The sequence below is a fragment of the Terriglobales bacterium genome (assembly GCA_035764005.1).
Taxonomy (GTDB): Bacteria; Acidobacteriota; Terriglobia; order Terriglobales; family Acidobacteriaceae; genus Gp1-AA112.
Genome location: DASTZZ010000009.1, coordinates 1 through 21,875, shown reverse-complemented (window position 1 = coordinate 21,875; position 21,875 = coordinate 1). Strand labels below are relative to the sequence as shown.

19 protein-coding genes are annotated in these 21,875 nt (G+C 55.4%); 8 read left to right on the top strand and 11 right to left on the bottom strand.

Annotated elements, in window-relative coordinates:
- Window positions 1-219 precede the first annotated feature (219 nt).
- Together VFU50_01490 and VFU50_01485 are read left to right on the top strand one after the other, a co-directional pair.
- Complete coding sequence (locus VFU50_01490) at window positions 220-1,416, top strand: beta-propeller fold lactonase family protein (protein HEU5231503.1); 1,197 nt, start codon at window positions 220-222, stop codon at window positions 1,414-1,416.
- A gap of 92 nt (window positions 1,417-1,508) precedes the next feature.
- Complete coding sequence (locus tag VFU50_01485) at window positions 1,509-2,036, top strand: NlpC/P60 family protein (protein HEU5231502.1); 528 nt, start codon at window positions 1,509-1,511, stop codon at window positions 2,034-2,036.
- A gap of 162 nt (window positions 2,037-2,198) precedes the next feature.
- Here the strand turns inward: VFU50_01485 and VFU50_01480 are convergent, their stop codons facing one another.
- The 8 genes from VFU50_01480 to VFU50_01445 all read right to left on the bottom strand — a co-directional run bounded on the left by VFU50_01480 (window position 2,199) and on the right by VFU50_01445 (window position 9,423).
- Window positions 2,199-2,459, bottom strand: a complete 261-nt coding sequence (locus VFU50_01480; protein ID HEU5231501.1) for a hypothetical protein — start codon at window positions 2,457-2,459, stop codon at window positions 2,199-2,201.
- Between the two features lie 52 nt (window positions 2,460-2,511).
- Entirely contained in the window at window positions 2,512-2,826 is a 315-nt protein-coding gene (locus tag VFU50_01475) for a hypothetical protein (protein HEU5231500.1), read from the bottom strand.
- Window positions 2,826-4,769, bottom strand: a complete 1,944-nt coding sequence (locus VFU50_01470; GenBank protein ID HEU5231499.1) for an ATP-binding protein — start codon at window positions 4,767-4,769, stop codon at window positions 2,826-2,828. The genes VFU50_01475 and VFU50_01470 overlap by 1 nt, the downstream gene beginning before the upstream one ends.
- 108 nt (window positions 4,770-4,877) lie before the next feature.
- Window positions 4,878-5,726: a 3-hydroxybutyryl-CoA dehydrogenase gene (locus VFU50_01465; GenBank protein HEU5231498.1), complete on the bottom strand. Its 849-nt coding sequence runs from the start codon at window positions 5,724-5,726 to the stop codon at window positions 4,878-4,880.
- A gap of 114 nt (window positions 5,727-5,840) precedes the next feature.
- Window positions 5,841-6,638, bottom strand: coding sequence for a glutamate racemase (gene murI, locus VFU50_01460; GenBank protein HEU5231497.1), 798 nt, complete (start codon window positions 6,636-6,638; stop codon window positions 5,841-5,843).
- The gene (locus VFU50_01455) at window positions 6,635-7,225 is read right to left on the bottom strand and encodes a GerMN domain-containing protein (GenBank protein ID HEU5231496.1); all 591 of its coding nucleotides are present in this window, start codon (window positions 7,223-7,225) and stop codon (window positions 6,635-6,637) included. Before VFU50_01455 ends, murI begins: the two co-directional genes overlap by 4 nt.
- Window positions 7,222-7,788 carry an N-acetylmuramoyl-L-alanine amidase gene (locus VFU50_01450; protein HEU5231495.1) on the bottom strand — a complete coding sequence of 189 codons (567 nt, stop codon included), beginning with the start codon at window positions 7,786-7,788 and terminating at the stop codon, window positions 7,222-7,224. The genes VFU50_01455 and VFU50_01450 overlap by 4 nt, the downstream gene beginning before the upstream one ends.
- A gap of 330 nt (window positions 7,789-8,118) precedes the next feature.
- Entirely contained in the window at window positions 8,119-9,423 is a 1,305-nt protein-coding gene (locus VFU50_01445; GenBank protein ID HEU5231494.1) for a DUF1015 domain-containing protein, read from the bottom strand.
- Window positions 9,424-10,012: 589 nt separating this feature from the next.
- Here VFU50_01445 and VFU50_01440 point away from each other — a divergent pair.
- The 4 genes from VFU50_01440 (at window position 10,013) to VFU50_01425 (ending at window position 14,459) form a co-directional block, all read left to right on the top strand.
- Window positions 10,013-10,789, top strand: coding sequence for a VWA domain-containing protein (locus tag VFU50_01440; protein HEU5231493.1), 777 nt, complete (start codon window positions 10,013-10,015; stop codon window positions 10,787-10,789).
- Window positions 10,755-11,978, top strand: coding sequence for a VWA domain-containing protein (locus tag VFU50_01435; GenBank protein ID HEU5231492.1), 1,224 nt, complete (start codon window positions 10,755-10,757; stop codon window positions 11,976-11,978). The genes VFU50_01440 and VFU50_01435 overlap by 35 nt, the downstream gene beginning before the upstream one ends.
- A 243-nt stretch (window positions 11,979-12,221) precedes the next feature.
- The gene (cysK, locus tag VFU50_01430; GenBank protein ID HEU5231491.1) at window positions 12,222-13,169 is read left to right on the top strand and encodes a cysteine synthase A; all 948 of its coding nucleotides are present in this window, start codon (window positions 12,222-12,224) and stop codon (window positions 13,167-13,169) included.
- A gap of 54 nt (window positions 13,170-13,223) precedes the next feature.
- Complete coding sequence (locus VFU50_01425) at window positions 13,224-14,459, top strand: PLP-dependent aspartate aminotransferase family protein (GenBank protein ID HEU5231490.1); 1,236 nt, start codon at window positions 13,224-13,226, stop codon at window positions 14,457-14,459.
- A gap of 277 nt (window positions 14,460-14,736) precedes the next feature.
- Here the strand turns inward: VFU50_01425 and VFU50_01420 are convergent, their stop codons facing one another.
- The gene (locus VFU50_01420) at window positions 14,737-15,072 is read right to left on the bottom strand and encodes a hypothetical protein (protein HEU5231489.1); all 336 of its coding nucleotides are present in this window, start codon (window positions 15,070-15,072) and stop codon (window positions 14,737-14,739) included.
- A 359-nt stretch (window positions 15,073-15,431) separates the two neighbouring features.
- On the opposite strand from VFU50_01420, the gene VFU50_01415 reads away from it, so the two are divergent.
- A complete protein-coding gene (locus tag VFU50_01415) occupies window positions 15,432-16,826 on the top strand; it encodes a cation:dicarboxylase symporter family transporter (GenBank protein HEU5231488.1) in 1,395 nt (464 codons plus the stop codon).
- A gap of 163 nt (window positions 16,827-16,989) precedes the next feature.
- Here VFU50_01415 and VFU50_01410 read toward each other — a convergent pair whose 3' ends face one another.
- Both VFU50_01410 and VFU50_01405 read right to left on the bottom strand, forming a co-directional pair.
- Window positions 16,990-17,823, bottom strand: coding sequence for a winged helix-turn-helix domain-containing protein (locus tag VFU50_01410; protein HEU5231487.1), 834 nt, complete (start codon window positions 17,821-17,823; stop codon window positions 16,990-16,992).
- 7 nt (window positions 17,824-17,830) lie between these two features.
- Window positions 17,831-20,200, bottom strand: a complete 2,370-nt coding sequence (locus tag VFU50_01405; GenBank protein ID HEU5231486.1) for a penicillin acylase family protein — start codon at window positions 20,198-20,200, stop codon at window positions 17,831-17,833.
- 173 nt (window positions 20,201-20,373) lie between these two features.
- On the opposite strand from VFU50_01405, the gene VFU50_01400 reads away from it, so the two are divergent.
- Window positions 20,374-21,875: patatin-like phospholipase family protein (locus VFU50_01400; protein ID HEU5231485.1), on the top strand; the 1,502-nt coding region annotated here is incomplete at its 3' end.

Below are 21,875 nucleotides of genomic sequence, written 5' to 3'. Positions count from 1 at the left end.
TGCGCATTGAGCTGTACACGACCTGCGAAGAATTCAAACTTTCAAAGAAGTACCGCTTTCTGCAGCGGCGAACTCTTTCGAGTGCATTTGCATAGGTTCTTTTCGTGTAACGAGCGGAAGGGACGCTGTCGACACCGCTGGTGAAATAAAATCCTCCCCGCATCAAGCAGGCGCTCCGCAACAAGCTGGTACACTGCTTGTTTCGCAGCACATCTACCCGTGCATCGTCGCCCATCGATCAGCAGTTTCTTCCTGCTCATAATTTCCGCGCTGCTAACGAGCTGCACGCAGAGGCTTCCCGATTACCCCCCGTCCTATCGTGAATATGCCTACGTAACTAATGGGAGGGACAACAGCGTATCGGTGCTCGACACCCGCAGCTTTCGACCGCTGACGACGATTCCGGTGGGAGCGAATCCGACCGGCGTCGCAGTCAATCCGAGAAGGAACGAAGTGTATGTAGTAAACACCGGCTCAGGCTCTCTGAGCGTAATCGATGCCGAACAAAACAATGTAGTGAAGACGATATCTCTCGGGAAGAATCCGTATTTTGTTGATGTCGCGCCTGACGGCACGCGCGCTTACGTCGCTAACTCGGCATCGAACACGGTATCCTTCATCGATCTGGTCAATCGACGCGTGTTACGCACCATTGCCGTGGGAAATGGGCCCGGCATGGCGCGAGTTTCTCCGGATGGAAAGGTTTTGGTCGTAGCGGAGAGATTGGGGAATTCCATTTCAGTCGTCGACACCGCACGAATGGCAGTGCGCTCGTCCATCTCAGTATGTAGGCAGCCTACTGACGTGCAAATCCTGCCGGATTCAAGTAAAGCTTTCATTGCATGCAGCGGTTCTGCGCAGGTCGCGGCGTTAACCTTGAACGTTCCCACGTCAGCGAAGTCCTCCGCGCCGGATCGCCTGCTCGCTCTGCTCGATGTGGGAACGACACCGGTGCAGCTCGCTCTCAAGCCCGATGGCGGTGAAATCTTTGTGAGCAACTTTGGAGCAGACACAATTTCGGAGATCGCGACAAACACGAATGAAGTTGGCGGCAGCTATGTGATCGGCGCCGGGCCGGTGCGCGGAGTCGTGAGTGCCGACAATACGATTCTCTACGTGAGCAACTTCAAATCCGACACAGTGGGCATCTACAGCATCGATGATGGCAAAGCGATCGGATGGATTCAGGTAGGCAACCATCCTGATGCGCTGGCGCTTTCACCTAATCAGAATTTCTTGTTTGTCGTCGATACGGGAGCAGGTGATGTGACAGTGATTCGCACATCGGTTTCGCAGCGCGCGAATGTGCCGCGCGAGCGCTGGTTCCCGACATTGACCATCATCCCCGTCGGGCAGCAGCCCAATGCAATTGCAATAAAGGCGTTTCTTTCTCCACAGCAAACAGCTCTGCCCTGAGTGGCTCTGTCGACCGGCAACTCTCGATTGCTGCCCACACCTTCTGAAAATCACGCATCGAATTTCTGCAACAACGCACAGTGCAGGAACTCATGCCAAAGCTCCCCAACGGCCTACTGGCACTATTCTTCTTTTTTGCGCTCGGCACTTCCAGTCACTTTTGCAGTGCCGATTCGAATTCCATTTTGGGAGATGCGGCTCGCGTCCACGCTGCCGATGTCGTCATTGCACTGGGCACGCAGATTCACAAGACCGCCCTCGATTGTTCACACTTCGTGAATTCAGTTTTTCAGCAGGCTGGTCTTTACTACAAGTACGAGCCCTCACGGGTTCTTTATCGTGGAACAGCAGCATTCAAGCGAGTTTATCGCCCGCAGCCGGGGGATTTGATCGTGTGGCCCGGGCATGTCGGAATCGTAGTCGATCCGGAACACACCACGTTTGTCAGCGCGTTGCAGCGCGGTGTGAGGATCTCCTCCTACACATCCAGATATTGGCGGCGGCGCGGCCACGCACGCTTCCTGCGTTATAGATTCCAGCCCAGCGACTCTCCTTTCGTGTGGGAGGCAAGTACTGCCAACGGCACCGGTTCGACGTTTACAAATGGAGGCATGCAGTGAGTCGGATCAGGCTGCCTGGCCAGCACAGAACGCGCAAACGCCAACAAGCGCAAAAGCCTGTAGAGGTGGCTTCGAAAGGCCATGGTGTTAGCCTTAGCTCGGAGTAGCTGAGAAGAACCTCCAAACTGTTCTTATCAGGCTGGTTCGCAGATGCTGGAAGCCTCACTCAGACACATTTTGCGTGTCGTGATCCGGACGAAAGTTATAGTCCTTCAGCAACTCTCCAACGCTGCGGACAAGTTGATAGCGAACAGCGTCGCCGCACTGGTTGCATTTTGGGAATCTCTTCAATACAAGAATCGCGGTCTCGTGCGGCAGGCGATGGGCATAGTGCACTACGCGGTAAATACCCCTGATCTGTACCGAGTCGCCCGCGCGGAATAGTGCCTGCTGATCTTCAGTCTGTGTTGCGGGAGGAACCAAAGTCTCTGTTCTCCTGAATTGGATTTTTCGGAATGAACCATCCAAGTCAGAATCAACAGCGCAGGATAGAACTGCTCCACGCGCCAGAACAGAGAGAAACGTCGTGCTTAAAAGCCTGCTCCTGGAAACGATTGAAAAATTCGGGTGGCAGCAGCCATATGAAAGCTTCGGCGAAGGCCATCATGAAAAGGAAAGTCTGATACTGGACGTCCTTCAGGACACCACTGTCAAGGTCCACCTGCGGCATTACCAGGACCAGACAGACAACGAGGGCCAGGAGCAAAGCCGCCAATGCTTTAAAACGCCTTGGCATTTTGGGAGGATACCATACCTTCTTTGACGCAAGCGCACGGCGTGAAACTTTCATCACGCCTGCAATGAATTCGAAAGTAATTTGCGAATGATCTTGGCGAGCTCAGCATGCGCGAACGGCTTCTGTAAAACGACAATATCAGGATCAGGTTCGCCAGCTGAACCTGCGCCCACGGAATGCGCGTGCGTGTAGCCTGACATCAGAATTGCCCTCATTCCTGGCCGTCTGGCTCGGAGGTGTTGAATCAGTTCGGCTCCTCCGATGCGCGGCATCACCGCGTCGGAGAGGACCAGGTCAACCGTACTGCCTTCCTTGTCCATGATCTCGATGGCGCGAGCGCCATCAGGAGCTTCGAGAACGCAATACCCCAAAGCGGAAAGTGATTCGCTGATCGCCTGGCGCAGGATTGTCTCGTCCTCAACCAGGAGGATTGTTGCTCCGACTGACTGGCCCGAGGACGGCTCCCGACCTAATTCCTCTACCCTCTCTTCCACAATTGGCAGCCAGATGTGAAATGTAGTCCCCCCTCCGACTTCGCTGTTGACTTCGATGTAGCCGCCGCTCTGCTTCACGATGCCGTAGACCATGGCTAGACCAAGTCCCGTACCCTGACCTGGTTCTTTGGTTGTGAAAAACGGATCGAAGATTCGCGCCTGCACTTCGGGCGACATGCCCCGTCCCGAATCGGTAATTGACATTTTTACATACGCGCCGGCAGGAAGGGTAAACAGTGAGCGCACCGACTCCTCGTAGAAGCGGCGGCAGGCAGTTTGGAGCACGAGCCGCCCTTTGCTCGCCATTGCATCGCGTGAGTTCAGCGTCAGGTTCATCAACACGTGTTCGAATTGCGCCGGATCGATCTTCACCTTGGCCTTAGCACAATCGAGTTCCAGAATGAGATCGATGTCTTCATGCAAGACTCGCCGCAAAAGCGGTTCTGAGTTTGCAACCAGCGAATCGAATTCAAGAACTTGCGCCTGCAGCGTCTGCTTCCGGCTGAATGCCAGTAACTGGCGAGTGAGCCGCGCTGCGCGCTGCGTGGCTCCCGCGATCGCGTGCAGCTTTCTCGCCATCGCAGGGTCGTGTTCGAGTTGCTGTAGAAGCAACTCCGTATAACTGCTTATGACCATCAGCAGATTGTTGAAATCGTGAGCGACCCCTCCGGCGAGTCGTCCGATGGCTTCCATCTTCACGGCGTGTTGCAACTGCTGCTCCAGCGACTTGAGCTCTAGCTCTGTCCTCCTCGCCGCGGTGACATCTTCGATGACAGCATGGACTCCACGCAGCTCGCCTATCTGCACCGGATAGAAGCTCAGCTTCATGTAGCGCAGTTCGCCGCTGCCGGGAGGCGCTTCAGCTTGTATCTCATAGTCAACAAGAGGCGTATGAGTGGTGAGCACCTTTCGAACGAGTGGCGTCAGCAACTCGACTGCAGTGGCAGGCAGGATGTCTGACAGAGATTTCCCAAAATGGTCACGCGCCGGTGCGCCATTCAATGCGGCAAAGTCGTCGTTTACACGCAGGTAACGCAGGTTCTCATCCACGAACGCGAGGCCGACGGGAGCGCTGGAGTAGATGTATTCCAGCTCGAACTGCCGATCTTGCGAGAGTTTGTATGCTTCCCTGGATTCGGTTAGAGCACGGCCATAAACCTCGCTCATGCCTCCCGTCGCTATTCCTATAAAGGCAAACAATAGGGTTGTCACCAGATCATGCAAGCCTATGGACCTGAACCATGCATGCTGCGGGGCAATAAATAGATAATTCGCGGAAACGATGCCGAGCACAACACCGAGCACCGCCGGTCCCAATCCGCCAATCCACGCTATCAGCATGATCGCGAAATACAGAACGATGTAGGGAAGCTCGGTTTTCAAAACGGGATTGAGCAGCCAGCGAACAATGGTAGCGGCGCTAAGAACGGCGATACAGATGACGTAGCGACTGCTGCGTGACAGACGGAAGCCGGTCATAAGTTGAGTTTGATTCTCAAGCATAGCCGCTTGTTTTCGCGGTCCCGGCAAGTTCACTAGATGGCCGAACTGGGCAGCTTATCTCTATCTGCAATCCCGCACACCAAAGGAATCAACCGGGTAAATCCACCTTCAGTACTGATAGAAGCCGCGACCTGACTTTCGTCCGAGCCACCCAGCATCGACCATCTTTATCAGCAGCGGGCAGGGGCGATACTTGGGATCGCCAAGGCCTTCGTGGAGTACGCGCATGATGTCCAGGCAAACATCAAGGCCAATGAAATCCGCCAGCGTGAGCGGACCCATTGGATGCGCCATTCCCAGTTTGAACACTTCATCCACCGCGGCGGGAGTGGCAACTCCCTCCATCACCGAGTACATGGCTTCGTTTAGCAGAGGCATCAGCACGCGGTTCGATACAAATCCAGGCGCATCGTTTACCTCGACCGGACTCTTCCCAACCTTCTCCGCAAGGGTTTTTACGGTTTCGAATGTCTCGCCGGAAGTCGCCAAGCCGCGAATTACCTCGACCAGTTTCATTACGGGCACTGGGTTGAAAAAGTGCATGCCGATCACTTTGTCTGGACGGCGGGTGAGAGCGGCGATTTTCGTAATAGATATCGACGAGGTGTTGCTCGACAGGATCACTTCGGGACGGCAGATTTGATCGACGTCATGAAAGATTTCGGACTTGATTTCGAACTTCTCTGTCGCCGCTTCAATGACAAAGTCACATTCGGCAAGCGCCCTTCGGCTGAGCACTCCGCGAATTCTGGACAGGGCGGCATTGCTTTCTTGCGAAGTAATCTTGTTTTTCTCAACTTCCCGTTGGAGGTTCTTGCCGATGGTCGCGATTCCTCGATCGAGAAATTGCTGCGCAACTTCACAAAGAACGACGTCGTATCCGTTGCGAGCGAACACATGAGCAATGCCGTTGCCCATCGTTCCAGCGCCAATTATGCCTACTCTGCGAATCTCCATATGGGAATCCTCTTCCTGACAGGCAAACCGTCGAGTTTAGCAAATCAAACTCATAAGGCCTTTGCGCCACGTTCGATGCGTAAGAAGCGTCGCTCCGAGATGCTCCAGATGATGTCACTCAGGCAGGGAGATCAATGTCACGCGTTCGATTTCCCGTTGCAGGAATCGAGTGCCGAGAGTCTGGAATTTCTCGACGGAATCGGTGGCGAAAAATTGCACAACAGGACTGCCCGACGAGCCTACTCTAATCCCCAAAGCCGCAGCCGCATCGTGCGCGGTAGCTTGCGCCGAGTCGACCAGTTGCAATCGTTCCGGAAGGAGGCGATGAAGAAGCGGCTTTAACAGCGGATAATGCGTGCAGCCGAGCACCAGTACATCGGCTGAACTGTTTCGGCCGCGCTCTTCAGCCTCCAGTTCCCGTAGATAAATGTGCGCGACCTGCTCCGTTACCGGATGATCAATCCATCCTTCTTCAACCAGCGGAACGAAGAGCGGGCAGGCCTTCTCAATCGCAGAAATTCCCAATTTCTGCAGTTCTCGCTGATACGCATGGCTTGAAACTGTGGCTGCAGTCCCGATTACGTAGACGTTCTTTTTTCGTGTGATTGCAGAAGCAGCCCTCGCTCCGGGAGCAATCACTCCGAGGACCTCAGTTTTCATTGCCGCTCGAATGCTGTCCATTGCGAGGGCGCTCGCCGTATTGCAGGCGATCACAACGTACTCGGCTCCCTGCTGCACGAGAAATTCGACGCTCGAAACCGCATAACGCGCCACCGTTGCTGCTGACTTTGAACCATACGGTAGTCGTGCCGTGTCGCCCAAATAGAGATAGTCGGCCTGCGGTATGGCCGTGAGCAGTTCTCTAAGAACGGTAAGCCCACCGAACCCAGAATCGAATACACCGATCTTCATTGCAGTTGCTCGACCAGCCTGTGCACCGCAGCTGTGTTATAGATCGTTTTCAGGTCAGCATGGCCGGCGAGCGTCTCGCGCTCTTTGCCGTCGACCAGAAACTTTACCTGTTCCAAATGGGGAAAATTGGATGCCAGGGTATCGATCAGCGACAATAGCGTGAAGTCCTCCACCATCACTCCTGAGCGATGGTCGTCCACAAATTGCTCGTTCAGATTCAGGACCGCGAGTTTGTCATTGACGAGAAACACCGTCTTAACTGCCGAAGCCGGAGCAAGAGGATGAGGCGATGGACGGCTTACATATTGTCCAATCAGGAGCTGCAGAATTGCTCTAGCGCGCGCCTCCGGCTCGGCGGGAAGGACGCCGTTGATTTGCCGGGCGCGAAAAACGCCGTCGTCGTCGTAGGCAACAGTCAGTCTGACAGATTGTCGTGTGCCGCTCTCCGGCGGCGCTACGGCCTGATCCTCGGCCGCAGCACGAAAATTGTCCTGCGTACCTCGTCGCAAATGCACAATGTAAACGCCAGATACAAGCACCAGCAGGAACAGCAGTACGAGCGTGATCTGTACGTTGCGGGGAATCATGGTCTGACTCCCGCACCGATTTTCCGAATCGCAATGGCGTCAGCCAATGCGCCGGCGACCAGATCAGGAGAGATCTTGAAACCTTTCTTGTCGGCAGGCACCTCCACCGCTATCGCGGGAGCTGCAATCGAGGGCAGCGGTTCAACAAATGAGGGTTGTATTACCGCACCCAGTTCGCGCTTCTCAATGGCGGACGCGGCTGTTATTGCCAGAGTTTGGCTTTCATTTTGAAACGCAGCCTGCGCCTCTTGCCATGGGAGAAAACCACTGCGATCGCGACCTGAGCCCGAAATCTGGTTCGAGGCTGCCGTATAAATCCGAATGATGGATCCAGGCTCGGCATGTAGCGTGATAAAAACCGAGGGCCTGGCCAAATTCACCGCTGCGGCACGTTGATCAAAGGTTGGATCGGCATCGTTGTCGCGCAGAAGTGTTACAGCGATGTGTCTCATCTGAAGCTCTTGACGGAGCTTTTTCGCCAAGACCAGGGTCAAATCCTTCTCCAGCCGATTGGCCGCAATGCGCGCTCCGGCATCGTTTCCCCCGTGAGCGGGATCAATCATGACGGAAAACTCTGGCGGAGAAGGGCGGCGCGTTTGCTCCGGCGGATGTACAGGAGCCTTGGGCGGTGCATCCGGTGGCAGGGCACTTTGACCTGTCAGGTCGGGAGCCGAAGGAGGAGCTGCCGGCGGCTGAAGTTGGATTGAGGATCTCGATCCTGCACTATTCGCAGCCGGTGACAGCTGCAAAGAGCAGATTAACAACGCCGCCAAAAATAATTGCAATCGTACCAAAATGAAACCAACTATAGGACTGACCGATTCGTGTAGCGTAAAGCGCGCAAGAAACTACTTCTTGTCACAATCAGGGATCCGCCATCGCCTGCGGGTAGCCTACGTATTCCCTTTCAACGAAAAAATCGTCAACCCACTCAACAGTTTCGGATAAAAGTCGGTAGATTTTTGCGGGAGAACCTCGCCTGCAAACGCAATTTCCCGCACCTGCTCGATGGATACTGGATTCATCAGGAATGCCACATTCACATCCGAATCGGCCTGAACTGAGTGCAATGTCTCTTCAGCGCTCCGCAGATATCGAACGTGATGTTGTTCGGTAATCTGCTGGCGAGTAATGCCCAGAACTTGTTCCAGCAATAGAGAATGCAGGTGAACAACGTCGAGCCGCCGTTGTCGCGCGGAAAACTCTGATGGAATTTTCTCAAAGCTCTGCGTTTGCGCCCGCAACAGAAAGCTTCCAGTCCGTGTAGTAGCAACAAAACCGATTTCCGCCTTCCCTGCTTCCGCTAATTTGCTTACCGCTTCTTGCGCGCTAACCAGTCCGATGTCGCTCACTTCATAAAACCTTCGCGCCGATTCGACAAACGATGCCATGTTGAATCCGCGTAATCCGAAGATGACGCGATGCGTCGGAAGGATCACTAGCCCGGGAGAGTCCATATTCACGAACGTCATCATCGCTTTGTCGGAATTGTTCCTGAGGCAACGACAGTCGTTTGCACCCAGTTCCTTTTTGAAGTTCAATGCGGTCTCATAGCGATGATGACCATCTGCAATGATCAACTTGCGATCGGCCATTTCAGTGGCGACGATGTTCAGAATAGCTGGATCGTCTACCCGGCGGATGCGGTGGAGGACGCCATATTCGTCCGTCACTTCCTGCCACTCGTGTTGCTCGCCGAACAAAAGAGAATCGATGGTCCGGGCGGGGTCGCTGTACAGCATGAAAATCTGCCCGAAATGCGCGTGCGTGGCCCGCAGCAGGTTCAGGCGGTCACTTTTAGGCTTAGATAAAGTCTGTTCGTGGCGATAAACGACCTTTTCTGCGTAATCGTACAGCTTCCCTGCAGCGACAAAACTCCGCCTTTCAACCTTCTGCAGGGTTCCGGGAACGGCAAAATGCTGGGAATACGCGTAGATTGACGGTGGATCCTGCCGGAAAACGCTGTCTTTTTGCCACGTTCTCAGGTAATTTGCCGCTTGCGTGTAACGATTATGGTCAGCCGTTTCCTCAGTTTCCGGTCGCCCGAGAATGATCCGCACCAGGTTATAGTCGCTAGCGCGGTAGTAGCGCTCCTGCATTTCCGGCGTGATTTTGTCGTAGGGTTGCGTAACAACGTCGGCCAAATTCACCTTCTCGGGGTTGTAGCGGAGCGCGGGTAAAGGAAATATCTCAGCCATGAGAGCGGTCAGGTGACCTCAACGGGGCGAGCCCGTCTGTAAGGAGTGGGTGAATTTTAGCAGCCCTTTCCTGGCCGCTGTGGCAAGGATCGGCGCATTGTTGCCGGATAACCAAGCCTCTACCCTGTCACATCTGAGTATATGCAGCAGCTTACAAACCATAGACAATTCGATTTTGAGCCTATGGTAGTATCGGCAAAACAATAGGGGTTTACATATGCCCGGGATTAACGGGCCTTCCGTCTCTGTTTCCCTTACCGGCCCTCGATTCGCAGCGCATGGCCCGAGTTTTGCCTCATTCACACCCTCGTCAAAAATTTTCAGCTCGATTGCGGCGGTCGCGCTGTTAATCCTAATTTGGAACTGTACCGCCTGGGCTCAAACCGGTGATATCACCGACGTGCACATAACGCCACGTGGTATGGGGTCACCTTCTCCAGCTCCAGCGGCGGCAGGCCCAGCGGCCGCTCCGGGCAGCGCCGTAGCTTCGACTGATGTCAGTACGCCATCAGTCGGACTCAAAACAGCCTCGCGGCCACTCCGGGTAGACACTACTCTGGTGCTGGTTCCTGTAACAGTGACTGATCCGATGAATCGACTGGTAACTGGCCTCGAACGCGAAAATTTCGCCGTCCAGGAAGGCAGCCAGGGTCAGCAGATTCGCACATTCTCCAGTGAAGACGCTCCTCTATCGCTCGGCGTGATCTTCGATCTCAGTGGCAGCATGGGGAACAAGATCGATAAGAGCAAGCAGGCCGTAATCGAGTTCTTCAAGACTGCCAACCCGGACGACGAGTTCTTCATGATCGGTTTCAGCGATAAGCCGGAATTAATCTGCGATTTTACGAACTCAATTGAAGACATTCAGAGCCGTTTGGTGTTTGCAAATGCTAAGGGACGCACCGCTCTTCTCGACGCCATCTACATGGGAATCAAGAAGATGAAGCAGGCGCACCATGAGAAGAAGGCGCTCCTTATCATCTCTGACGGCGGCGACAATCGCAGCCGGTATACCGATTCCGAGATCAAATCGCTGGTAAAAGAAGCGGATGTCGAGATTTATTCCATCGGATTGTTCGATAATAGTCCTGCCACTTCCGAAGAACGCTATGGGCCGTATCTGCTAAATGAGATTTCGGATGTCACAGGCGGACGAATGTTCCGCGTGGATGATCCGAATGAGCTGGCAGATGTGGCTACAAAGATTGGAGTAGAGCTGCGCAACCAATATGTGCTCGGATATCGTCCAACCAATGCAGCTCGGGATGGCAAATGGCGGAAGATCAAAGTCAAGCTGGTGCCACCTAAGGGCTTGCCTCCGCTCACTGTACATGCAAAGACTGGATATTACGCTCCAACGGAATGAGTGGCCCAGCCTGGCGGCCTTCTTCCTATTCATTTTCTGCGCAAGTTTCGTGGTTGCTCAGCAGGCCCAGCCTGCGCGACCGTCAGCCCAGCAATCGGCCGCGCAGGGACAGCCAGCGCAGCAAACTCAGGCCCATGGGGCGTTGCCCAATGGAATCCATCGCGAGGGCACGGATAACATCCTCGTCGACGCTGCCGGCATTCCGCTCGAAGACCAGTCCGGCAAGACTCTGCCCCAGACGAATTCTGAGTCCGTCGCGTCGGTTCCTGCCACTCCGCCGCCGAATGTAGGCGGAAATACAACCACGGTCCAAGCTCCGGCCGAGACGCCGAACAAGAGCGGTGATCGCTACGTCTTCCATGCGTTGTCGCAGGAAGTCGTGCTGCATGCCACGGTTGTCGATCAGCATTCTCGTCTGGTCACGAATCTGAACAAGAATGACTTTACAGTCTATGAAGACGGGCAGCCGCAGGTAATCACGAATTTCAGCAAAGAGGATGTGCCGGTTTCGATCGGCATCCTGGTTGATAATTCCGGCTCGATGCGCGATAAGCGACAGGCAGTGAATACAGCCGCTCTTGATCTGGTGAAGGCGAGCAATCCGAACGACGAGGTCTTCGTCGTGAACTTCAGTGACGAAGCCATCATCGACACCGATTTGACGAGTGATATCTCGAAGATGCAGGAAGGCTTGCAACAGATCGATTCCCGAGGTGGAACCGCTCTCTACGACGCCGTCGTCGCCTCGGCCGACTACCTCGCGAAAAAAGGGCGCCGGGAAAAGAAAGTCCTGCTCGTTGTCACCGACGGAGAAGACAACGCCAGCACAGATACGCTGGAGCAAGCTGTTCGCAGGGTGCAGGACGACAACGGTCCGATGATCTACACGATAGGTATTCTCGGAGGAGAGCACGAGAAGCGCGCGAAACGTGCATTGGAGTCCTTGGCAGTCAATACGGGCGGCGTGGCCTTCTTCCCGAAAGACCTGGGTGAAGTCGATCAGATCGCCCGCGCTGTCGCGCGCGACATTCGCAGCCAGTACTCGATTTACTACCGCCCAACCCGTCCCCAGGAGCAAGGCGGCTTCCGCCAGGTAAAAGTGGACGCCCACGCTCCTGGCTATGGACGCCTGCAGGTCCGCACACGCGCTGGCTACTATGCGAATCCGCAGCAGCGCGCCTCAAAATAATCGGGCCATCAGGTGATCGGGCCATCGGGTGAGGTGAAAACCAAGGCAACGACAAAAACCTGACGCGGATTTCGCGGATGGGACGGGGATCGCGCTGAAAAATAGGAACGGATTTCTTCCAAACGCTTGGCTGGTGAATTTCTCAGAATGACGTGCAGATTCAGCGTAGTGCGCGTCCCGGCATCCGCGTCAGGTTTTACTTCACCCGATGACCCGATCTCAATGCGCTAAGATGGAATCCGGATGAGCACCACTGAGGCCCTCCATCTGCGCGTCGCCGAAGACATTACAGAGCTCGTTGGCGAAACTCCCATGCTGCATCTTCGGCGCATCGCCCCCACCGGCAGCGCCGAAATCTACGCCAAACTTGAATATCTGAATCCGGGCGGCAGCGTAAAAGATCGAGCGGCCATCGGCATGATCAGCCGTGCTGAACGTGAAGGCAAACTGCGCAAGGGCAGCACCATTATCGAAGCCACTGCGGGAAACACAGGCATTGGGCTATCGCTCATTGGAGTCAATAAAGGCTATCGCGTCATCGTCGTAGTCCCAGAACGGTTCTCGGAAGAAAAAGTCAAAGTCATGGGAGCGCTGGGAGCCGAAGTCATCCGTACTCCTGACGCTGAAGGCATGCAAGGGGCGATCACCAAAGCTCGTGAGATCGCAACCGGAATTCCCAATTCCTTCGTAGCACTGCAGTTTGAAAATCCCGCCAATCCTGAGTTCCATTACGAAACCACAGCGCAGGAAATTTATGAGCAGATGCAGGGCCGCGTCGATGCTGTCGCGATCGGTGTCGGCACCGGCGGAACGTTTTCCGGCGTAGCGCGGTTCCTGAAGCAGAAGAACCCGAAAATCCTCACCGTTGCGGTAGAAACTCAAGGCTCAGTGTTACAAGGCGGTCGGCCGGGCCAGCACAAGGTCGAAGGCATCGGCGTAAGCTTCGTTCCGAAAACGTTCAAGCGTGAGTACTGCGACGAAATCATCATGGTGTCCGACGAGGACGCCTTTCGAACTGTCCGCGAGTTGGCGCGTCAAGAAGGCGTGCTGGGTGGTTCCAGTGCTGGAGCAAACGTCTTTGCGGCAATGCAGATCGCGAAGCGCCTGGGTGGCGGTAAACGCGTTGTGACCGTCATACCGGATGCCGCCGAGCGATATCTCTCCAAGAACATCTTCGAGGGCGGAAGCTAGCTAAGCGGGGTCACCGGGTCAGAGTCAGTACCGTCTGCGGTAGCAGATGGGTGTATGCCTGTCCTCACCCACCCGCTACTGCGGGCGGTTCTGACTTCAACAACCACCCGATTCCAAACTGCTATCCTCGATGTAATGACGAAAGCAAATCCCGGTTTTGCCACTCGCGCCATCCACGTCGGACAGGAGCCCGATCCATCAACCGGCGCTGTCACCGTTCCCATATTCGCTACTTCCACCTACGTTCAAGAGGAAATCGGCAAAAACAAGGGATACGAATATGCCCGCGTCTCGAATCCAACGCGCACGCGTCTTGAAGAGAACTTGGCCGCCCTTGAAGGAGGAGCCTCGGCGCACGTCTTCGCCAGCGGCATGGCGGCGATCACGGCCATGCTGACGATGATGAAGTCCGGGGATCACATCGTATGCGGCTCGAACGTTTACGGCGGTGTGCCTCGACTGTTCAATCAAGTGCTGGTCAATTACGGACTGGAATTCACATACGTCGATACCTCGCAAGCCAAAGCCGTCGGGCAGGCACTCCGTCCCAATACGAAACTCGTACACATTGAGACGCCCACAAATCCGCTGATGACAGTAACCGATATCGCGGCTGTGGCGAAGGTTGCACACGCTCATGGAGCGGAGCTTTCCGTGGACAACACCTTCATGTCGCCGTATTTCCAAAAGCCGATCGCGCTAGGCGCCGATATTGTCATGCATTCGACGACGAAGTTCCTAAATGGCCACAGCGATGGTCTCGGAGGAGTGCTCGTCTGCACTAAGCCAAAGCACAAAGAGACCTTTGCATTCGTGCAGAAGTGCACTGGAGGAATTCTTTCACCATTCGAGTGCTGGCTCGTGCTGCGAGGCGTTAAGACTCTCGCCGTCCGCATGGAACAGCATGACAGGAATGGAAGACGAGTAGCCGATTTCCTGAATCGGCACAAGAAAGTGAAGAAGGTCTTCTATCCCGGACTTTCGGATCATCCTCAGCACGAGCTCGCCAAGAAACAAATGTCCGGCTTTGGCTCGATGATCACCTTCGAAACCGGTTCCTTCGACAATGCACAGAAAATGCTGCGCAAAGTACGTGTCTGCTCTCTCGGAGAGTCGCTCGGAGGAGTGGAAACCTTGATTTCTCATCCCGCCACCATGACCCACGCAGCGTTAGGTGAGCAGGGTCGCGCCGCGATCGGACTCACAGACGGCATGGTGCGCATCTCCGTCGGCATCGAAGACATTGATGACATCATTGCCGACCTGGATCAGGCTCTGGCAGCCATTTGAGCTGTATCTCTTGGAGTACATCCATGCCCAAAAGCCATGCCCAAAAGCATTGTCATTCCTCGCGCCGGTGAAAAGGACGGTCCACTTCATAAATGGGATGTTGCGGCGCGAGGAATCTGCTGTTCATAACTATCGAGAAAAGCAAATCCCTCAGGCCATCTCGAAACCCGTAAGACAATGTGCTTCGCAGCTGCCGGAGGATGACAATATAGGAATTGATGCTGGCAATAAACAAAAGCCTCCGCTCACGCGGAGGCTTTTGTGTGTCGGCAGTCAATTATCCACGTTTACGTTTGTTGTGCTTGTCCTTGTAGATCTGCTTGGAAAGCTGGTTCTGCTGCTGATTGAGTGTCTTGCGATCCTTCTTGGTCAGCTTGCCGTTATCCATCTTGCGCATGTCGCGCTCTTCCTGATTTAACGCGTGCTCTTTCTTTTCGATATGGCGTCTTTCGCCACGAGTCAGTTGACCACTCTTTACGCCCTGATGAATCCGGTCCTGCTGATTTTCTTTGCGCTGACGGATGGTTGGCTTTTTGTCATCATTATCGGTTCTGGCGAAGCATGTCGCTGTGAGCATCGCCGCGAGTGCGAATGAAACAAGTTTCTTGTTCATAGATGTCGGTTGTATCGTCCTCTCTTCTCGGTGGTACCCGAGTGTCTCTGGTTCACCGGGTACTGACACGCTACTTATGCCAGAGTTGCCGGTCGGTAGTGACGCTGGGAACCGAAAACGGCATTACGAAGGTACATGGGGCAACAGGAGCTTCGGAGCAGCGAAGCCACGAAGCTGCGCGGCATTACTACATCAGTATCCAGCAGTCCATGACGTCCACTGCGTCCACTTCGTCCACTAGACCCACTCCCGGTTAGTGTTTGAATGCACTTCCTCCCTGCATGCAGTTTCGTGTCAGCATTTTCGTGGCCCTCACTGTTCCATAGCCACCCCCGTGTTACCTTGTCTCGACCATGCAGATGCAGCGTCGAAGCCTTTCCGGCATACAAATTTGGGCCTTTGCCGCCGCCGCTTTTGGCACAGTTGCAGTCATCCTCGCGCTGATCTCGCGCCTGCACACTTTACCCAGTGCCCTTCTTTTCGTTAGCCGCTGGGCAGTGCTTGTAGTGCTTCTCGTGTATGCGTCTTTACGTCGCTCGTTGATGACCTGGATTTTCGCTTCCATGGTGATCGGCGGGATTGTGGGCTACGATTTTCCGCATCAAGCAGTCAGCCTTGAAGTGATCACCCAGATATTCCTGCGTCTGATCAAAGCCATCGTTGCTCCTCTCATCTTCAGCACGCTGGTGGTTGGAATCGCCGGGCACTCTGACCTGAAGCAAGTGGGACGCATGGGCATAAAGTGCCTGATCTACTTCGAAGTGATCACAACGCTAGCGCTGGTGATTGGACTGGCTGCAATCAACATCAGCAAGGCAGGTGTTGGGGTCCACGCTCCCGCCGATCAGGTTGCGGGCCCTGCCGTTCCTCAGAAGCAGAGTGCGAGCGATTTGATTGTCCACATTTTTCCCGAGAACATCGCGAAATCGGTGGCCGAAGGACAAGTCCTGCAGGTGGTCGTCTTCGCAGTGATCTTTGCACTCGCTCTCGGCATGCTTCCCGAACCAAAGCGCCGCCCCTTGCTGACTTTCTTCGAGAGCCTCTCGGAAACAATGTTCAAGTTCACCAACATCGTCATGTACCTGGCAGCCCCGGCGGTCGGAGCCGCCATTGCTTACACCATTGGACAGCTCGGCGTGAATGTCCTCTCGAACTTAGCCAGGCTCCTTGGAACACTCTACGTTGCGCTGATTGTTTTTCTTGGTGGCGTGCTATTTCCCGTAGCTCTACTCGCACGCGTTCCAGTGCGGAGATTCATCCGCGCAGTTGCCGAGCCGGCGGCGATTGCCTTCGCCACGAGCACATCTGAAGCCGCGCTGCCACGCGCAATGGAATCGATGGAAGCCCTCGGAGTTCCGCGACAAATGGTCGCGTTCGTGATTCCCACCGGCTACAGTTTTAATCTCGACGGCAGCACGCTATATCTCACACTCGCCTCTGTGTTCGTCGCCCAGGCTGCGGGACGTTCCCTTGAAATCGGCGAACAGATTCTGCTCGTGCTTACGCTAATGCTCACCAGCAAAGGTGTGGCCGGCGTACCGCGTGCGAGCCTTGTGATCCTGCTGGCGACGCTCGGTAGCTTCAACCTACCCCTGTGGCCTGTGTATATCATTCTAGGAATCGATGCTCTCATGGACATGGCGAGGACAACGGTAAACGTGATCGGCAACTGCCTCGCCAGCGTCGTGATTGCAAAATGGGAAGGTGAATTCGGGAAGGAATCGCCGTCAGAGGTGGTGGTCGAGGCGTTGTGACTTTCACTCTATTCTGTCATTCCGAGCGAAGCGAGGAATCCCTACGAACTTCTACGTCCTCTGCTAGAACCATCATTGGCTTGCTATCTGACATTGGACAACAGTAGGGATTCCTCTCTCCGCGCCCAAACAGCGGGCGCTACGCTCGGAATGACAACAAAGGCTAGTGATATCCCATGCGCACCAGTGTCCTTTGCGCAAATGGTGAGTAGATCGCAGCAACGAACAGCGCAAATCCAAATCCCAGCCCGATGGTCGGCACCAGGAACAGAGCCATCCCCGACCAGAACTCGTCGATAACGAGCAAGAATGGAAACAGACGACGAAATTTCTCCCCGAGCAGGTGGTAATCGAAAGCAAGTGCGAAGAGTAAATAGAAACGGACCGGCACTCCCATCGCACACCAGAGAATGATGCCGGACGTTACTGTCAGTGCCTGCACAGGACCAAAACTGAACTTCGCCAGCATCCTCACCCACAGCAAATAGTGCAGCGCCGCAATGTAAGAAACCAGATACGCAAACTCAATCAGTAACAGTAAGCTGCGGGCAGCAGTTCGCGGAGCTTTGGGCAGTTCGTCGGAGGTATGCGAAGGCGGATCAACATCGCCGGCGGCGGTTTGATGAGAAGCCGGAGAGACACCCGCAACGGAGTTGCTGTAGACGGCTCCAATAAAACGATACCCACGTCGCGGCAGCGTCTCGATAAAACGAGGATTACTGGCCGAATCTCGCAGCGCCTCGCGAACTTTGTTGATCGCGGTATTCAGGCCATGCTCGAAATCAACAAAGGTATCTGCCGGCCAGAGACTCTGTCGCAGCTCTTCCCGCGTCACGAGATCTCCAGGCCGAACCAGGAGAGCACTGAGAACCTGGAACGGCTTGCCTTGCACCTTTAAGAGACGGCCATCACGGCGCAGCTCCCCGGTTCGCAAATCAGCTTCGAACTCAGCGAAGCGGACGACCTCAGAATTCGATCGAGACTCGTTCGGCAGCATATCCAGGCTACTTGTGAGCAGGACTAGAAGAGCCCACAGGCTCAAGCATCATCACCTTACTCGCATTCTCCTCTACCGCCGTTTTCGAGTACACCAGAGGAAAATACTGGCCGGCTTCCCAAAATGGGAGAAGATCGGCATAATGCCAGCTTCCAGGCTGTCCGCTCTGCCCAGGTGTGTTGATGGCGAGAGAGTTGTCCCAGTTGCTCAGATCGAAGATCTCGCGATAGCTGGCGCCGGAAACCTGCGCGAATCCGCTGCCCGATTCTCCTGTCGCATCGACAGTGTTTCCGTCGCCGGGACGCGCAATCGGACCGAGATCAAACAACTGCCGCGCTCCGGGCAGTTGGTCGAGGGAATGCCGAAAGGTAATCGTATGCATTCCGCCCCAGGACCACAGCGCCGGATCGTCTCCTTGCTTTTCCTCCATCTCGTGCCCCGCATCTGCCAGCGTGGAGAGCAGAAGCTGCTGCTGGTCCGCAAGCGGAAGAGACCTCAGGTAGTCCATCGCCTGCTGCAGGCCGAAATGATTTGCGACCTCCGCTCCAGACTCGCCCGCCAACCTGTTGACGAGAGCAGTGCGGAGATGGCGCTCCCAGACCTCGTACAGCGCGCCCGGAACCGAAGGCGAACGCAGAACGCGGTCCCAATCCTTCAGCATGTCGAGGAACCGCGCCTCTGCGCCGTCGCTGTGCCGCGGCAGCATGCGGATGAGTTCGTCGGCCGGAATTGAGTACACGTCATTTTGCAGATTCTCGCTGTCTTGAACTCTGATCTTCTGCTGCTTGTCGGCAAAGCCGGTGAGTACTTTGCGGATTCGTTCGACGCGATAGGTCGCCCACTCGTACCCGACTTTGTATTTGTAATCATCCGCGATCGTGCGATTGTTGGCGGTCGCAAACCATCCTTGTTCAGGATTGAACGTGCGTGGGAGCTGATCGAGTGGAACAAATCCGTTCCACTCATGTTTGCCGTCGCTTCCTGAAACGGGAAGCAGGCCGGTCCAACTTCGGATCGGAGTAAGCCCGGCGGACTGCTCTCCGATATTGCCGTCCAGATCGGCATAGACCATGTTCTCCGGCGGCAGCCTCCAGCGCTCCAATGCCTCTAGGAACTCTTTCCAGTTCTGCGCACGATCGACCGACAAAGAGGCCAGATAACCTGCCGTTCCCGCCTCGCTCCCCACCCAGTGAAGGGCGAGCGCGCGATGATGGGTAGCGTCCTCCCAAAGAACTGGCCCATGCTCGGTGAACTGCAGTTTGACAGTTTCCGTGGGCGCACCCTTTACGTTGATGGTGGTCGCCTCCTCTCGCATCTGCCGCCACTTGCCGTTCTGCTTGTACTCCCGCGGGTTCGCCGGATTGAGTTCTTCAACGTAGAGATCCTGTTGATCGACGGGAAAGATGGTCAGCCCCCAGGCAACGCGCTGGTTGTGTCCGATCGCAACCCCCGGCAACGCAGGTTCGCCGGCGCCGATCACGTTCCACCCCGGCGCTACCAGATGCACGATGTAGCGCAGCGAAGGTACGGCAATCACGCGATGCGGATCGTTTGCCAAAATCGGCTTGCCCGTCGCTGTGAGTTTGCCGGAGATCGTCCAGTTATTGCTGCCTACCGGGTTATCGCGGGAGGGAAATTCAATGCGAACGTCTCCGCCGACCAGTCCGTTGAGCAACTCTGGACTGAACCCCGCATAGTCGATTCCCGATTCGGGATCGAGTGTGATATGCGGGTCCGGATCAATCACCTGTTGTGCCTTGTCCGAACCGAGCTTTACAAGCAGCTCGGCATCGAGCAGCTCAGAGCGCGCGTTGCCCGTCATGGAATACGCAGCCATGCGCGAGAGGCAGTCTTCCGGCTTCCAGGGCTCGGGCTTGAACCCGGCCAACTGGAACTCGATCGGCAATCCCGGCCCGCCGGGAGAATTGATGTAGTGAATGTAGGCGTTAATGCCATTGGTGAAAGCGGTCAGAATGCTGAGCGCGTCCGGCGCGTAACTCTTGTATTCGGCTTCCATGTCGCCGCGATAGCGCAGCAGCCGCGCATATCGATCACGCTCAACGGCGGATTTACCCAGCACCTCGGCAAGCCTTCCTTGTCCGGCTCGCTTCCACATTTCCATTTGGAAGAGACGGTCCTGGGCGGCGACGAATCCCTGCGCGAAGAAAAGATCATGCTGGTTGGCGGCATAGATGTGCGCCACTCCCCAGTTGTCGCGCTCGACTTTAACACCCTGCTGCAAGCCACGAACTCTAACCTCGCCCTCGAGCGGGGAAACAGCCTTTTGCGCACGCTCGGCGAGACCGCCACTGCCGTGTTGGCCGTCGAGTGAGGTCGTGAGTACTACGCTGAGGAGGAGGATAAGAGCGCTTCTCATTCAGGGCACGATTATATGGACTTGAGGGAAATGACGTAGACCCGCCCACATTTGGGTGGATTTCGCGATTGCGTGATTTCGTGATTTCGCGATTGGAACTTAGCAATCACGAAATCGCGCAATCACGAAATCGCGAAATTGTTAAGCCTGAACGAGGTCGGCCGATTCGCCCTTTGTCACACTTCCGCGCAGGTACCGGAGTAACCGACACTTGCCTCGCGAAATCGCGCTATTCTTCCTCTATCGAGAGTCGATTTGAGCTGAAAAACCTGCTTGAAGAAGAGCGACGGCAATTCCGCGCGAGCCTGCCTGAGAACCCGGCAGGGCTGTGGAAGCGGTTCACCGGACGCATCGGAGTAGTGTTGTCTGGAGGCGGCGCGCGCGGCGCCTACGAGGCCGGCGTTCTGCTCGCCTTCCAAGATGCCCAACTGCCCACGCACATCCTCACTTCGACCTCCATCGGCGCAATCAACGCCGCTTCGTATGCTGGACACGGGCGCGGCTTTTACGGCAACGCCGAGCCGCTGGTGCAAGGCTGGCTCGATCTGACACCGACCACGGTTGGGATCGACTGGTCACGCTACATCATCGTCCTTGCTGGACTCATCACGGCCACGGCCGGATTTGGCAATGCATTCGCGGACTTATTGCATCGCTTTGGGATCTATTTCCATCAAAGCAGCCCGCTGTTGACATGGCTTTTTCTCGGCATCGCGGGATTGACGATTCTTTTCAACTATACGGAACTCTCATACGCATATTACGTGGTGATCCATGCGCTTCGACGAAGCCCCTGGATCCCCGAGCGAAAGAAGCTCGCACCATCGCTGGCGGCCAATGCGTTTCTTCTGCTCTTCTTGATTTGGCTGCTGATCTCGACACGAGTGCAGTTCAAAGCTTCTCCGACATTCGCGTTTACACCGCGATCTATTCTGGTGCTCGGAATCATTCTGCTGGCAATTGCCCTTGCATGGCCGATCCTGCGCAATGCCGCCAGTCGCATAAGCCAGAGAATCCTGAAATCCCCTCTCGATCCAGGTCTGTTTCAGAATTACGAGCGAACTCGCTTCCTCAAGAGCCGGATTCATCCGCGACGACTTCGCCGCTCAGCGATGCGCGTCGTCATGACGGCAGCCGAGCTCTACACCGGTCGCGAAAGATACTTCGTCAACAAAAAGCTTGAGGAACTGGAAAAAGATCCCGGAGTCGATATCGAGTTTCTCCACTCGCATTTTGAGTACGCGCACGATGCGATGAATGCCGTCATCGCCTCTTCGGCATTCCCAATCGCCTATGAGCCGGTGAAGATGCACGGCGGGCTTTGGTCGGATGGAGGATTGGTAGCCAAGCAGCCCATTACGCCGGCGATTCGGCTTGGGGCCGATGTCGTGTTCATGGTCACCGTAGATGCCGAAAAAGAGATCGTTCCCAAAATCAAAACTTTCTTCGACGTCGGAATGCGCGCCTTCGACATCCTCATGTCACGCAACGTGCTCGCAGAGTTGCGGTTGCTGAACAATGTCAATCAAATCTGTGAAGCATACGCAGAGAAGAACGGCCTGCGTCCAGAGCAGATCGTGCTCGAAGTAGGCACTCACACGTATCGTTATCTGAAAGCCTTCACGATTCGTCCGGCGGCTCCTCTTGCCGCAACACTCCTCGATTTCGACGGCCG

Excerpts from the sequence above, each read along its gene's own strand:
- VFU50_01445 (HEU5231494.1), bottom strand. The coding sequence starts at position 9,423 with ATGGCTGAGATATTTCCTTTACCCGCGCTCCGCTACAACCCCGAGAAG.
- cysK (HEU5231491.1), top strand. The coding sequence starts at position 12,222 with ATGAGCACCACTGAGGCCCTCCATCTGCGCGTCGCCGAAGACATTACA.
- murI (HEU5231497.1), bottom strand. The coding sequence starts at position 6,638 with ATGAAGATCGGTGTATTCGATTCTGGGTTCGGTGGGCTTACCGTTCTT.
- VFU50_01470 (HEU5231499.1), bottom strand. The coding sequence starts at position 4,769 with ATGCTTGAGAATCAAACTCAACTTATGACCGGCTTCCGTCTGTCACGC.
- VFU50_01405 (HEU5231486.1), bottom strand. The coding sequence starts at position 20,200 with ATGAGAAGCGCTCTTATCCTCCTCCTCAGCGTAGTACTCACGACCTCA.
- VFU50_01420 (HEU5231489.1), bottom strand. The coding sequence starts at position 15,072 with ATGAACAAGAAACTTGTTTCATTCGCACTCGCGGCGATGCTCACAGCG.
- VFU50_01475 (HEU5231500.1), bottom strand. The coding sequence starts at position 2,826 with ATGAAAGTTTCACGCCGTGCGCTTGCGTCAAAGAAGGTATGGTATCCT.
- VFU50_01465 (HEU5231498.1), bottom strand. The coding sequence starts at position 5,726 with ATGGAGATTCGCAGAGTAGGCATAATTGGCGCTGGAACGATGGGCAAC.
- VFU50_01485 (HEU5231502.1), top strand. The coding sequence starts at position 1,509 with ATGCCAAAGCTCCCCAACGGCCTACTGGCACTATTCTTCTTTTTTGCG.
- VFU50_01415 (HEU5231488.1), top strand. The coding sequence starts at position 15,432 with ATGCAGCGTCGAAGCCTTTCCGGCATACAAATTTGGGCCTTTGCCGCC.
- VFU50_01450 (HEU5231495.1), bottom strand. The coding sequence starts at position 7,788 with ATGATTGATCCCGCTCACGGGGGAAACGATGCCGGAGCGCGCATTGCG.
- VFU50_01425 (HEU5231490.1), top strand. The coding sequence starts at position 13,224 with ATGCCTGTCCTCACCCACCCGCTACTGCGGGCGGTTCTGACTTCAACA.
- VFU50_01410 (HEU5231487.1), bottom strand. The coding sequence starts at position 17,823 with ATGCTGCCGAACGAGTCTCGATCGAATTCTGAGGTCGTCCGCTTCGCT.
- VFU50_01455 (HEU5231496.1), bottom strand. The coding sequence starts at position 7,225 with ATGATTCCCCGCAACGTACAGATCACGCTCGTACTGCTGTTCCTGCTG.
- VFU50_01440 (HEU5231493.1), top strand. The coding sequence starts at position 10,013 with ATGAATCGACTGGTAACTGGCCTCGAACGCGAAAATTTCGCCGTCCAG.
- VFU50_01435 (HEU5231492.1), top strand. The coding sequence starts at position 10,755 with ATGCAAAGACTGGATATTACGCTCCAACGGAATGAGTGGCCCAGCCTG.